The 13,064-nt window shown below is 74.5% G+C and carries 13 protein-coding genes; 10 read left to right on the forward strand and 3 right to left on the reverse strand.

The features are described from left to right. Positions 1-5: 5 nt before the first annotated feature. Together OG373_RS32920 and OG373_RS32925 are read right to left on the reverse strand one after the other, a co-directional pair. The gene (locus tag OG373_RS32920) at positions 6-764 is read right to left on the reverse strand and encodes an anti-sigma factor domain-containing protein (RefSeq protein ID WP_405442073.1); all 759 of its coding nucleotides are present in this window, start codon (positions 762-764) and stop codon (positions 6-8) included. Continuing rightward, positions 761-1,345, reverse strand: a complete 585-nt coding sequence (locus tag OG373_RS32925; RefSeq protein WP_397736641.1) for a sigma-70 family RNA polymerase sigma factor — start codon at positions 1,343-1,345, stop codon at positions 761-763. The genes OG373_RS32920 and OG373_RS32925 overlap by 4 nt, the downstream gene beginning before the upstream one ends. A 222-nt stretch (positions 1,346-1,567) precedes the next feature. Between OG373_RS32925 and OG373_RS32930 the strand changes: the two genes are divergently transcribed. The 4 genes from OG373_RS32930 to OG373_RS32945 all read left to right on the forward strand — a co-directional run bounded on the left by OG373_RS32930 (position 1,568) and on the right by OG373_RS32945 (position 6,303). Beyond that, a complete protein-coding gene (locus OG373_RS32930; RefSeq protein ID WP_405442074.1) occupies positions 1,568-2,206 on the forward strand; it encodes a fasciclin domain-containing protein in 639 nt (212 codons plus the stop codon). A 111-nt stretch (positions 2,207-2,317) separates the two neighbouring features. Further along, entirely contained in the window at positions 2,318-3,862 is a 1,545-nt protein-coding gene (locus OG373_RS32935; protein WP_405442076.1) for an SDR family oxidoreductase, read from the forward strand. Between the two features lie 77 nt (positions 3,863-3,939). After that, positions 3,940-5,319 (forward strand): cryptochrome/photolyase family protein, encoded by a 1,380-nt coding sequence (locus OG373_RS32940; protein WP_405442078.1) that lies wholly within the window; start codon positions 3,940-3,942, stop codon positions 5,317-5,319. A gap of 45 nt (positions 5,320-5,364) precedes the next feature. After that, positions 5,365-6,303 carry an alpha/beta fold hydrolase gene (locus OG373_RS32945; protein WP_405442079.1) on the forward strand — a complete coding sequence of 313 codons (939 nt, stop codon included), beginning with the start codon at positions 5,365-5,367 and terminating at the stop codon, positions 6,301-6,303. On the opposite strand, the gene OG373_RS32950 is transcribed toward OG373_RS32945, so the two are convergent. After that, a complete protein-coding gene (locus tag OG373_RS32950; RefSeq protein WP_405442081.1) occupies positions 6,291-7,307 on the reverse strand; it encodes a MerR family transcriptional regulator in 1,017 nt (338 codons plus the stop codon). The genes OG373_RS32945 and OG373_RS32950 overlap by 13 nt on opposite strands. Positions 7,308-7,406: 99 nt before the next feature. Here OG373_RS32950 and OG373_RS32955 point away from each other — a divergent pair, with 99 nt between their 5' ends. Genes OG373_RS32955 through OG373_RS32980 form a run of 6 tightly spaced genes read left to right on the forward strand, consistent with a single transcriptional unit; the run spans position 7,407 to position 12,870 of the window. After that, positions 7,407-8,090: a sigma-70 family RNA polymerase sigma factor gene (locus OG373_RS32955; protein ID WP_405442082.1), complete on the forward strand. Its 684-nt coding sequence runs from the start codon at positions 7,407-7,409 to the stop codon at positions 8,088-8,090. After that, entirely contained in the window at positions 8,087-9,352 is a 1,266-nt protein-coding gene (locus OG373_RS32960) for an NAD(P)/FAD-dependent oxidoreductase (protein ID WP_405442083.1), read from the forward strand. Before OG373_RS32955 ends, OG373_RS32960 begins: the two co-directional genes overlap by 4 nt. Beyond that, positions 9,349-10,110 (forward strand): DUF1365 domain-containing protein, encoded by a 762-nt coding sequence (locus tag OG373_RS32965; protein WP_405442085.1) that lies wholly within the window; start codon positions 9,349-9,351, stop codon positions 10,108-10,110. Before OG373_RS32960 ends, OG373_RS32965 begins: the two co-directional genes overlap by 4 nt. Further along, positions 10,107-11,402, forward strand: coding sequence for a class I SAM-dependent methyltransferase (locus OG373_RS32970; RefSeq protein WP_405442087.1), 1,296 nt, complete (start codon positions 10,107-10,109; stop codon positions 11,400-11,402). The genes OG373_RS32965 and OG373_RS32970 overlap by 4 nt, the downstream gene beginning before the upstream one ends. Next, the gene (locus OG373_RS32975; RefSeq protein WP_405442088.1) at positions 11,399-12,214 is read left to right on the forward strand and encodes a DUF1295 domain-containing protein; all 816 of its coding nucleotides are present in this window, start codon (positions 11,399-11,401) and stop codon (positions 12,212-12,214) included. The genes OG373_RS32970 and OG373_RS32975 overlap by 4 nt, the downstream gene beginning before the upstream one ends. Further along, entirely contained in the window at positions 12,211-12,870 is a 660-nt protein-coding gene (locus OG373_RS32980; RefSeq protein ID WP_189966305.1) for an alpha/beta fold hydrolase, read from the forward strand. Before OG373_RS32975 ends, OG373_RS32980 begins: the two co-directional genes overlap by 4 nt. Positions 12,871-13,064 lie beyond the last annotated feature (194 nt).

The following is a 13,064-nucleotide window of genomic DNA, read 5'->3' on the forward strand; positions in this document are numbered from 1 at the left end:
CGGGCTCAGGCCGTGGGGAAGGGCAGCAGCGCCACCGGCGTCGAGGTCGGCTTCGGCGAGCCGCCGGCCGGTTCGACGGTGATGCCCATCCCCGACGCCGAGTCGACCGGCCCGTGCAGCAGCGTGGCCGCCGCCGGGGTGCCGCTGTCCATCAGGCCCGCCGAACGCATCCTGCCGCCGCCGTCGTTGTACCAGAGCTGGTACACCTTCCCGCTGGGCGGCGCCGGCATGCCGGAGGCCGCGAAGACGGCCTGGTTGCGGGAGGGCGAGACGACCACCGTGCCCACGGCGCCGCCCCGCAGCGGCGCGGTGGACACCCGGGCGTCGGCCGACGCGAGGACCGCACCGACCGCATCGTTCGCGATACGGGCCTGCAACGCCTGCTGCCGGGCCTCCTGGGCCTGCTCGTACTGGGACACCGCGACGCCGCCGAGCGCGACGGCCGCCGTGAGACAGGCCGCCAGGGCCCAGTTCGGTGCCCACCGCCGGGGGGGCCGTACGTGCCCGCCGCGGGCGGACCGCACCGTCGTGGGTGCCTCCTGGCGGACCGTGCCGATCCGGCGCATCACCTCGTCCCGCAGTGCCGGGCCGGGCTGCGCGGCGACGGCGAGCCCGAGGCGCGTGACGGTCTCGGACAGCTCCCGTACCTCCTGCGCGCAGGAGGCACAGTCGGTGAGGTGCCGCTCGACGGCGGCCCGTTCGGCCGGTTCCAGGGCGTCGAGGACGTACGCGCCCGTCAACGTGTGCAGATCCACGGAGTTCACACGCCCACCCCCAGGCAGTCACGGAGCCGGATGAGGCCGTCGCGCAGCCGTGTCTTGACGGTACCCAACGGCATGGCCAGCAGCTCCGCGACCTCCCGGTAGGTCAGGCCGCGGTAGTACGCCAGAGTGATCGCCTGGCGCTGCAGTTCGGTGAGGCCGCCCAGACAGCGCCGCACCTGCTCGCGCTCCAGCCGGCTCTCCACCTGCTCCACCACCTCGTCGTAGGCCGTGGTGTGATCCAGCAGGGCCGCCCGCTTCTCGCGGTTGGACGCCGCCTGCGCGGAACGCACCCGGTCGACGGCCCGCCGGTGGGCGAGCGTCAGGACCCAGTTCATCACCGAGCCCCGCGAGGGCTGGTAGCGGGCTGCGGTCCGCCAGAGCTCGACCAGTACTTCCTGGGCGACCTCCTCCGACTGGGCGGGGTCGCGCAGCACGGAGCGCACGAGGCCGAGGACGGGGCCGGACACGGCCTCGAAGACGGCCGTGAACGCCTGCTGATCACCGCGGGCCACACGGCCCATCAGCTCCGGCAGGTCAGGAGCGGTCGACGGGTGTCGGCCGATGCGCACGTTCTCTCTCACCGGGGAGGTCCTCCAGGAGTTCTCGGTTGCACGGCTCATTCGGAGCCGCGGACCGGCCGGATTGGTCTGGGCGGACATGAATGTTCGGCAGCCGCGGGCAGCGGTCCGAAGGCGTGTTCGAGCCCGCGTCCGTTCGGGTGAGCGGGCCATCCGGACGGAGGTGGGCGCCGAAGAGACGGCGTGCTTCACCAATGGGTGAGCCCCGCAGACCCAGGAGAGACCATGAGCATTCACACCTTCCGTCGTGCCACCCTCGCCGTGACCGCCGCCGTACTGCTGCCGCTGGCACTGTCCGCCTGTTCGGAGGAGAGTACGAGCAAGCAGGGGGCCGGCGCTCCCGATGCCGTTTCCCCGCCCCGGCCGGTCGGCGACGCCGGGGCGGCCGCGGGCGGCCCGTTCGGCCCTGCGTGCGCCTCGGTTCCCAAGACCGGAGCGGGCTCCTTCGACGGCATGGCCCAGGACCCGGTGGCCACTGCCGCCTCGAACAACCCGGCGCTGTCCACCCTGGTCGCGGCCGTGAAGAAGGCCGGCCTGGTGGACACGTTGAACAACGCCCAGGACATCACCGTGTTCGCGCCGACCAATGACGCCTTCGCGAAGATCCCGAAGGCCGACCTGGACAAGGTCCTGGCCGACAAGGAGACCCTGACCAAGATCCTCACGTACCACGTGGTCGGCGAGCGGCTCACCCCGGACCAGCTGGGGAGCGGTTCCTTCCAGACCCTCCAGAAGGGCATGATCACCAGCATGGGATCGGGCGCGGACTACAAGGTCAACAACTCCTCCAAGGTGGTCTGCGGCAACGTTCCCACCGCCAACGCCACCGTCTACATCGTCGACACGGTCCTCATGCCGAAGTAGCCGCGGTCCCGCACGATCAGCTCGTGGGCGACGGTCCGTGCATCCGGCCGGACCGCGCCCCCGGAAGAGTTCCGGGGGAAACACCCCGTGACGGCGGATCGGAGCGACTCCATGACGGACGCACAAGGACCCTCGGCCCCCGGCATGCGCTGCCTGGTCACCGGGGCCACCGGCTACATCGGCGGCCGGCTCGTCCCCGAGCTCATCGCCGCGGGCCACCGGGTGCGCTGCCTCGCGCGCACCCCCGAGAAGCTGCGCGACCACCCCTGGGCCGGACAGGCGGAGATCGTCCGCGGCGATGTCACCGACGCCGAGTCGCTCGCCCCCGCCCTGCGCGACATCGACGTCGCCTACTACCTCGTGCACGCCCTCGGCACCGGTCGCGACTTCGAGCGCACCGACCGGCAGGCCGCGCGGAACTTCGCCGAGCAGGCCCGCGCCGCCGGCGTCCGCCGCATCGTCTACCTGGGCGGACTCACCCCGCGCGGCGTCCCCGACCAGGACCTCTCGCCGCACCTGCGCTCCCGCGCCGAGGTCGGGCGCATCCTGCTGGACTCCGGTGTCCCCACCACCGTGCTCCGCGCCGCCGTGATCATCGGCTCCGGCTCGGCCTCCTTCGAGATGCTCCGCTACCTGACCGAGCGGCTGCCCGTGATGGTCACCCCGAGCTGGGTGCGCACCCGTATCCAGCCCATCGCCGTCCGCGACGTACTGCGCTACCTGGTCGGCAGCGCCCGCATGCCCGCCACCGTCAGCCGCGCCTTCGACATCGGCGGCCCCGACGTCCTCACGTACCTCGACATGATGCGCCGCTACGCCAGCGTCGACGGGCTGCCCCGGCGGCTCATCCTCCCCGTACCGGTCCTCACGCCGAGGCTCTCCAGCCACTGGGTGGGCCTGGTCACCCCGGTTCCCCGCTCCATCGCCCGGCCCCTCGCGGAGTCCCTCAAGTACGAGGTCGTCTGCGACGAGCACGACATCGCCGCCTGGGTGCCCGACCCGCCCGGCACCCCCCTCCCCTTCGACACGGCCCTCGTCTACGCCCTCAAGAAGGTCCGCGACGCCGAGGTGATCACCCGCTGGTCCTCGGCCTCCGTACCCGGCGCGCCGAGCGACCCGCTGCCCACCGACCCCGACTGGGCGGGCGGCAGCCTGTACTCCGACGTGCGCGAGCGGACCGTCGAGGCCTCGCCGCAGGCCCTGTGGCGGGTGGTGGAGGGGATCGGCGGGGAGAACGGCTGGTACTCCTTCCCGCTCGCCTGGGCCGTCCGCGGCTGGTTCGACCGGCTCGTCGGGGGCGTCGGGCTGCGCCGCGGCCGCCGGGACGCCGCACACCTGAGGGTCGGGGACTCCCTCGACTTCTGGCGGGTCGAGGAGATCGAACACGGCCGGCTGCTCCGGCTCCGCGCCGAGATGCGGCTGCCCGGCCTCGCCTGGCTGGAGATGTACGCAGAGGACGACGACGAGGGGCGCACCCGCTACCGGCAGCGGGCGCTCTTCCACCCGCGCGGTCTGGCCGGCCACCTCTACTGGTGGAGCGTCTCCCCGTTCCACGCCCTGGTCTTCGGCGGCATGGCCCGCAACATCGCGCGCACGGCGGAGACGGACGGCGAGCGCGGCCCGGCTGCATCCGCCGCGGCCGTCCGCACCGAATGACGGGGCAAGGCCAGCCCAGCGACCACCGCGCGGCACGTCGAGAGCCGGTCCGGTGGCCCGATGCCAGGAGCAGCACCATGAACGTCTCGGTCGTCCTGTTCACCTCGGACCTCCGCGTCCACGACCATCCGCCGCTGCGCGCCGCGCTGGGCCCGGGCAACGAGACCGTTCCGCTCTTCGTCCGGGACCCGGCGGTCGACCGCGCGGGCTTCGCGGCGCCCAACCGGCTCGCCTTCCTCGCGGACTGCCTGGCGGGTCTCGACTCCGGGCTGCGCGAGCGCGGCGGCCGGCTCGTGGTGCGCTCGGGCGACCCCGTCGCCGAGGTGTGCGCCGTCGTACGGGAGACCGACGCCGACGAGGTGCACATGGCGGCCGGATGCAGCGCCTTCGCCCTGCACCGCGAGCAGCGGCTGCGCGGCGCGCTGGAGGCCGACGGGCGGCGCCTGTACGTCCACGACGGCGTCGTCACCGCCCTGCCGGCCGGGGCCGTGACACCGAGCGGATCCGACCACTTCGCCGTCTTCACCCCGTACTTCAGACGCTGGTCGGGGGAGCGGCTGCGCGAGCCGCTGGCGCCGCCGCAGGAGGTCCGGGTGCCCGGGGCGATCCGCTCCGATCCCCTCCCCTCCCGGAAAGCCGTGGCATCCGTCTCCGAGGGCCTGGCCACCGGGGGCGAGCGGGAGGGCCGGCAGCGGCTCGCGGACTGGCTGGCGGAATACGCCGACGGGTACGAGGAGGGGCACGACGACCTCCCGGGCGACGCGACCTCCCGGCTCTCCCCGTACATCCACTTCGGCGCGGTCTCGGCGGCCGAGGCGGTGCACCGGGCGCGGTCGCGGGGCGGTGCGGGCGCCGAGGCCTTCGTACGGCAGCTGTGCTGGCGCGACTTCCAGTACCAGCTCCTCGCCGCCCGCCCCGGCGCCGCGGACGAGGACTACCGGCCCCGCTCCGACCGATGGCGGCGCGGCAAGGCGGCCGAGGCGGACCTGCTGGCCTGGAAAGAGGGCCGCACCGGCTATCCCGTGGTGGACGCGGCCATGCGGCAACTCGCCCACGAGGGCTGGATGCCGGGCCGGGGCCGGCTGCTCGCCGCGTCCTTCCTGACCAAGACGCTGTACATCGACTGGCGCGCCGGAGCCCGCCACTTCCTCGACCTGCTGGTCGACGGCGACGTGGCCAACAACCAGCTCAACTGGCAGTGGGTGGCCGGGACCGGCACGGACAGCCGCCCCAACCGGGTGCTCAACCCGGTGATCCAGGGCAAGCGGTACGACCCCGACGGCGCGTACGTACGGCGCTGGGTGCCCGAACTCGCCGAGCTGCCGGGCCCCTCGGTCCACGAGCCGTGGAAACTGCCCGGCCTGGAGCGGGCCCGGTTCGACTATCCGGACCCCCTGGTCGGCCTCCCGGAGGGACTGGCCCGCTTCCGGCGGGCCCGCGGCAAGGACGCTCCGTGACACCACCGGCTGTCGCCGGTCTCCACCGGGTGCCAGACTGGACAGGTGTTCGCAAGAGGCCCGGTCCGGGCCCGTCGCGTGGCCGCCGCGGCCGTCACCCTGGCCGTGTCGTTCGCCCTGCTCGCGGGGGCGGGGCGGGCGGGGGCCTCGGACGGAGGGGACGACTCCGGCCGCCTGGTGGACGTCGGCGGCGGTCGCCGCGTGCTGCTGGACTGCCGCGGGTCGGGGTCCCCCACGGTCGTCCTGGTGTCCGGGACCGGCGGTGCGTCGGACGAGTGGACCCACGTCGCGGACGCCGCAGGTCCCGGGGCCGGCCTGAAGCCGGACCCGTCGGCGGTGCTGACGACGCTCGCCCCGTTCACCCGGGTGTGCGCCTACGACCGCCCCGGCACGACCCGCCTCGACGGCACGCCGAACCGCTCGACGCCGGTTCACCAACCCACCTCGGCGGCCGCGGGCGCCGAGGACCTGCGGGCGGTGCTCGCCGCCGCCGGTGAACGCCCGCCGTACGTCCTGGTCGGCGCCTCCTGGGGGGCGATGGTCGCCTCGCGGTTCGCGCGGACCGAACCGGAGCTGACCGCAGGGATCGTGACCGTGGACGGCGCCTCCCCGTTCCTCAAGGACACGCTCACCCCCGCCCAGTGGTCCGCGTGGATGGACCGGATCCGGGCCATGGACCAGGGGCAGGGCCTCGAAGTGCCGGACTACCCCGCCGCCGTGCGGGAGGTCCGCGCCGCCCCGGCCCTGCCGCCCGACCTGCCCGCCGCCGTGCTCACCTCCGACCACCCGTGGGATCTCGGACTGGGCGGCCGATCGACCTGGCCGGCCTGGCTGGCCGCCCAGCAGCGCCTGGCCGACGACCTGCACGCCCGGCACGTCACCGACACCGACAGCGGCCACGGCATCGCCGTCGAACAGCCGCGACGCGTCGCCGGCGCGGTCCGCGACGTGGTCGAGCGGGCCCGCGCCGGTCAGGAGCGCTGAGCGGGCGCCCCCGCTGACGCCGCGGCGCTCTCGCACAGCCCGCGCAGCAGGGCCAGGGCTTCCCGGAGGCCGCCGGGACGCAGCATGCCCGGAGCGGGGGCGGGTCCCGCCCAGCCGGGGCCCGCCAGCAGGACCGTGGTGCGGGCCCGTGCCCCCTTGACCCCCCATGCGCTGTCCGCGATGTGCCGGGCCAGTGCGTGGTGCGCGGTGGAGCGGGCCTGGGCCCACAGCACGACCGCCGACGGGCCGGTCCGGCGTACGGCCTGGGCGAGGGCCTCGGGCGGCACGGCCGCCCCGAACATCCGGGCCGGTAGGCCCAGTTCGGCAAGCCCCGCGGCGAGTGCCTCCAGCGGGAGCGTGTGCTGCTCGCCCGGAACGCACGCGAGCAGGATCGCGGGAGCGTTCGCCCGGGGGCCGGACCGCGCCCCGATGCCCACGCGGCGCAGCGCGGTCGAGACGTGCCAGGACAGCAGGTGCTCGACCTCGACGTACTGGTCGCCGGAGGTCTCCCACTTGCGCCCCACGGCGTGCAGGGTCGGCACCATCACCTCCTCCCAGGTGGTGACCAGGCCGTACTCGCTGATCAGGGAGCCCAGCATCTCGTCCATGGTGGGTGAGTCGAGGCGGACGGCGGCCCGGCCCAGCCCCCGGCACTCCTGGCGGACATCGCCGAACGGCAGACCGTTACCCGAACCCGGCTGACGGGCCGGCGCGGCGGGGACGACCGGCGCGGGCGGCGCGGCGGGTCCCGATCCGGCGCGGGCGGCGCGCGCCGCCTCCGCGGGCGGGACCCCCGATGCGGTCAGCCGGCACATCTCCTGCAGGACGGCGATGTCCCCGGGGGTCCACCGCCGGTGCCTGCCGTCCTCGCGGGCGGCCGGACCGATCCCGTACCGCCGGTCCCAGGAGCGCAGGGTCGTGGGGGCGACCCCCAGCCGGCGTGCCACGGCCCCGGTGGTGACGCCGTGCACTGCTTCGGTGGGCTGCTCTGCGGACTCGTCCATGGATCCATCATGCGACGCACAACCGATGCGAGTGGAATCGATGCGCGGGCGGGCCGGAATCTGGACGCGTAACCGGTCCCGCCCCGAGGAGCAGTGGTCATGACCGCACAGAGCGTCACCGTTCGGCCGTCGCCCGCGGTCGGGGAGCAGCTGCCCGACCGTGAGCTGGCCGAGGGGTTCGTCCGCGGCGACGAACGGTGCCTGAGCGCCGCGTACCGCCGCTGGGGAGGGCTCGTCCACGCCCTGGCGGCCCGCACCCTCGGCGACTCCAGGGAGGCCGAGGACATCCGCCAGCAGGTCTTCCTGGCGGCCTGGGTGGGCCGCGCCGGATACCGGCCGGAGCGCGGCCCCTTCCCCGGCTGGCTGGTCGGCATCACCCGGCGGAAGATCGCCGACGCGCTCACGGCCCGTACCCGGCGGCTCGACCTGGTCGCCGCGGCCGGCGCCGCCCTGCCTCCCGCGGGCGATCCGGTGGCCGGCCCCGAAACCGTCCTGGACCGGCTGCTCGTCACCGGCGAGCTGGCGAAACTGCCCCGCGCGCAGCGGGAGGTACTGGCCATGGCCTTCTACGCAGACCTCACCCAGGTCCAGATCGCCGAGCGCACCGGTCTGCCGCTCGGCACGGTCAAGAGCCACGCCCGCCGGGGACTGCACCGGATGCGCCACTGCCTCGGCGCCGAGACGGCCGGCGAACAAGATTCCCATCCGCGGGCCGTCCGGCACCGAAGTACCCGTGAAACGCCCGGCACCGGCCGTGCGGGGCAGCCGAGCGCGAGGGGTTGAGTGACGTGGACCGGCGGAGAATCGCTGTGGTGGGCGGCGGCGTGGCGGGACTGACGGCCGCCCATGTGCTGCAACGCGCGTACGACGTGGTGCTGTACGAGGCGGACGACCGCCTGGGCGGCCACGCCCACACCCATGAACTGCCCACCGGGGACGCGGGCACCGTCCACGTGGACAGCGGATTCATCGTGCACAACGAGCGCACCTACCCGCACCTGCTGCGGCTGTTCCATGAACTCGGCGTCACCACCCAGGAATCCGAGATGAGCATGTCCGTCCGGTGCGACGGCTGCGGACTGGAGTACGCGGGCGCCCGCGGCGCGGCCGGCCTGCTCGGCGGCGGCAACCTGCTGCGCGGCCGCCACCTGCGCATGCTGGCCGATGTGCCGCGCTTCCACCGCGCCGCCCGGCGGCTGCTCGACTCGGAGGACGACGGGCAGACCCTGGGGGAGTTCCTCGACCACCATCGCTTCTCCCCTTACTTCGTCGGCCACTTCGCCATCCCGCTCGTCGCGGCCGTCTGGTCCTGCGCCCCGGACACGGCCCTCCAGTACCCGGCCCGGTACCTCTTCCGCTTCCTGGCCCACCACGGACTGCTGTCCGTCAAGGGATCCCCCAAGTGGCGTACGGTCAAAGGCGGTTCGGCGAGCTATGTGGCCAGGGTGGCCAAGAACCTCACCTCCGTCCGCACCGGGACCCCGGTCCGGGCCGTCGTGCGAGCCGCCGACCACGCGCGCGTGCTGACCCCCGACGGCGACTCGACCCCGTACGCGGCCGTGGTCATCGCCGTCCACCCCGACCAGGCGCTGCGGCTGCTGGCCGATCCGACCGAGGACGAGGTCCGGGTCCTCGGAGCGTTCACCTACTCCCGCAACCCCACCGTGCTGCACCGCGACGCCTCGCTGCTGCCGCGCTCCCCGCACGCCCGCGCCTCGTGGAACTACTGGCTGCCGTCCTGCTCGGCCCGGCCCGAGAGCGTCCAGGTCAGCTACGACATGAACCGGCTCCAGCGGCTGCCGACCGCCGAGCCGCACATCGTCACCCTCAATGCCCGCGGCCGGGTCGACCCCTTCGACGTGATCGCCCGCATGGTCTACGAACACCCCGTCTACACACCGCGGTCCGTCGCCGCGCAGCAGGAACTGCCCCGGCTCAACACGTCCGTGACCGCCTTCGCCGGCGCCTACCACGGCTGGGGCTTCCACGAGGACGGCTGCCGCTCCGGCGTCGCCGCCGCCGAGGCCCTGGGGGTGAGGTGGTGAACGGCACTCCCGCGCGGCCGGCCCTGCCCCGCGTACCGGCCCTGTACGAGTGCACGGTGGCCCACGCCCGCACCTCGCCGGTCCGCCACGCCTTCCGCCAGCGCACCTACCTGTGGCTCATCGACATCGACGACCCGCCCCGCATACCCCGGGCGCTGCGCCCGCTGGCCCGGTTCGACCCCCGCGACCACTTCGGCGGCCGGGCACCCACCCTGCGCGCGGGCCTGCAGGCCCAGCTGTCCGCCCACGGCGTGGAGAACGCGGACGGGCGCGTTCTGATGCTCGCCCACGCCCGGGTCCTCGGGCACGTCTTCAACCCGCTGACCCTCTACTGGTGCCACGACCGCGCCGGTACCCCGGTCTGCGTCGTCGCCGAGGTCCACAACACCTACGGCGAGCGCCACAGCTACCTGCTGCGCCCCGGCACCGACGGACTGGCCGAGGTCCCCAAGGACTTCTACGTCTCGCCGTTCTTCGCGGTCGAGGGCTTCTACCGGATGCGGCTGCCGGTCCCCGGTGACGGCCTCGACCTGACCGTGCAGCTGTGCCACGACGACGGCACCCGCCCCTTCACCGCGACCGTACGGGGCCGCCACCGTCCGGCCGCCGCCCGCGCCCTGCTCGGCGCCGCCCTGCGTCACCCCTGGTCCACCGCCCGGGTCTCCGCGGGCATCCGGTTCCACGGCGTCCGGCTCTACCTCCGCGGACTCCCGGTCCGCCCCCGTCCCCTCCACCCCCCGCAGGAAGGCACCCTGTGACCGTCTCGTACCCCCCGGCCCACGAGGACCTGCTCGCACCCGTCGACCCGGCCCGCTGGCCCGACGTGGCCCGGCCGCCCCGCGCCTCGGCGCTGCGCACCGCCGTCGCCGAGCGGATCCTCGGCCGCGCGCTCGCCCGGCTCCCGCTGCGGGTACGGCTCGGGAGCGGGGAGCGGCCCGTGCTCGGGGTGCCCCGGCAGGCCGGGGCGCTGCCCACCCTGATCCTCCACGACCCCGAGTCCTTCCACCGCCGCATCGGCGCGGACGGCCTGATCGGCTTCGGGGAGTCGTACATGGCCGGGGAGTGGGACAGCGACGACCTGGTCGGCGCCCTGACCGTACTCGCCGCCCACGTCGACGACCTGGTGCCGGCGCCGCTGCGCCGGCTGCGCGACGCGTGGGTGCACCGGCGTCCCGAGCAGCAGCGCAACACCCCCGAGGGTGCCCGGGAGAACATCCACCGCCACTACGATCTGTCCAACGAGCTGTTCACGCTGTTCCTGGACCGGAGCATGAGCTATTCCTCGGCGGTCTTCGCCGCCTTCCCCGCCACGCCCGCGACCTTCACCGCCGCCCAGCACCGCAAGATCGACCGGCTCCTGGACCTCGCGGACGTCGGCCCGGGCACCCGGCTGCTGGAGATCGGCACCGGCTGGGGCGAGCTGGCGATCCGGGCCGCCTCCCGAGGCGCCCGGGTGCTGACCGTGACGCTCTCCGCCGAGCAGCGCGACCTGGCCCGGGAGCGCATCGCGGCGGCCGGCCTCGGCGACCGGGTCACCGTCGAACTGCGCGACTACCGGCAGGTCGAGGGCTCCTTCGACGCCGTCGTCAGTGTGGAGATGATCGAAGCGGTCGGCGCCGAGTACTGGTCCGTCTACTTCGCCGCGCTGCGCCGGCTCCTCGCACCCGGTGGCCGCGTCGCCCTCCAGGCCATCACCATGCCGCACGAGCGGATGCTCCGTACCGCCCGCACCCACACCTGGATCAGCAAGTACGTCTTCCCCGGCGGGCTCATCCCCTCCCGCGAGGCGATCGCCCGCGAGAGCGCCGCGGCCGGGCTGCGCACCGAGTCCGACACCGGCTTCGGCGACCACTACGCGGAAACGCTGCGGCTGTGGCGCGAGGAGTTCGACCGCCGGTCCGACTCGGTGGCGGCCCTCGGCTTCGACCGCACCTTCCGGCGCATGTGGGAGCTCTACCTCGGCTACTCCGAGGCCGGGTTCCGCTCGCGCTACCTGGACGTACGGCAACTGCTGCTCACCGCCGACGACGAACCGCGGGAGCCCCGATGACCCTCGATTGGGGTGCGCTTTCCCTCAACCTGGCCGTCGCGGCCGGCGCCGCGCTCGCCGTCATGCTGGTCACCTTCGCCGTCGCCGCCGTCCGGGGCCTGCACCGGATCGTCGACATCGCCTGGGGCGTCGCCTTCGCCGCGGTGGCGCTCACCAGCTGGCTGCTCTCGGCGGGGTACGGCGACGACGGCCGACGGCTCGCGGTCGCCGCCGCGACGGTCGTGTGGGGGCTGCGCCTCGCCCTCCACATCGCCGCCCGCGGCCGGGGCCACGGCGAGGACCCGCGCTACGCCCGCATGCTCGCCCGGGCGCCCGGCGGCCCCCGGCTCTACGCCCTGCGCAAGGTCTACCTCCTCCAGGGCGCGCTGGTCTGGCTCGTGTCCCTGCCCGTGCAGGTCGCCTCGTACGTGTCCGTGCCCCTCGGGCCGCTCGCCGCGGCGGGCCTGCTGCTGTGGGCCACCGGACTGCTCTTCGAGGCGGTCGGCGACCTCCAGCTCGCCCGCTTCAAGGAACGCCCCGAGAACCGCGGCACGATCATGGACCGCGGTCTGTGGAGCTGGACGCGGCACCCCAACTACTTCGGCGACTTCCTCGTCTGGTGGGGCCTGTACCTGCTGGCCTGCGCCACCTGGCAGACTGCGGCACTCACGCTGGTCTCACCGCTGGTGATGAGCGCGCTGCTGATCTGGGGCAGCGGCAAGAGACTGTTGGAGGCCCATATGGCGGACCGTCCCGGGTACGCCGCCTACGCGGCCCGCACCAGCGGGTTCTTCCCGCGCCCGCCGCGCCGAACGCCCGGGGAGGCGCGGTGACGGCCGGGACGGAGCGCGGCGCGGCGAGAGCCGGCGAGGGCCCGGAGCTGGTGGTCCGTACGGCTCCGGAGATACCCACCGCCGCGGTCCTGCTGCTGCACGGGGGCCGCGAGGACGGGCCGGAGCCGCCGCCCCGGCTGAACCTGCCCGCGCTGCGGATGCGTCCCTTCGCGGCCGCCGTCGCCCGCGCCACACGAGGACGCGGCGTCCTGGTGGCCGAGGTGCGCTACCGCCACCGCGGATGGAACGGCCCCCGCTGCGACGCCGCGCGCGACGCCGAGGCCGCGCTCGACCGGCTGCGCGGGATCGCCGGGGACGTGCCGGTGGTCCTCGTCGGCCACTCGATGGGCGGCCGGGCCGCGCTGCGCGCCGCCGGCGCACCCCTGGTCCACGGCGTGGTGGCCCTGGCCCCCTGGTGTCCGCCGGACGAGCCGGTGGGCCACCTCGCGGGCCGCAGGCTCTACCTGCTGCACGACGAGCAGGACCGGGTCACCTCGGCGGCCGGATCCTGGGAGTTCGTCCGCCGCTCCCGGCTCGCGGGCGCCGACGCCACCGCCATCCCGATGCCCACGGGCGGCCACGCGATGCTCCGGGGCGCGGGTGCCTGGCACCGGCGCACCGCCGCACTGGTCACCGGCCTGGTCACGCGGGACTGACCACCGGGCGGCTGCGCCGCGGTCCGGCGACGCGGTCGCCTCCCGGGCGGCGACGGCCCGCGGCAGGAGGCCGACACCTTTCCGGCCGACCTGTGGTGCTACGTCGGCCAAGCCCACGAGCAGGCCGATACGCGCCTATTTGACGTGCACCTGCTAGGGCAAAATGGCAGATGTCACGGGCAAAACGGCACGGG

The organism is Streptomyces avidinii (genome assembly GCF_045161815.1).
Classification (GTDB): domain Bacteria; phylum Actinomycetota; class Actinomycetes; order Streptomycetales; family Streptomycetaceae; genus Streptomyces; species Streptomyces avidinii.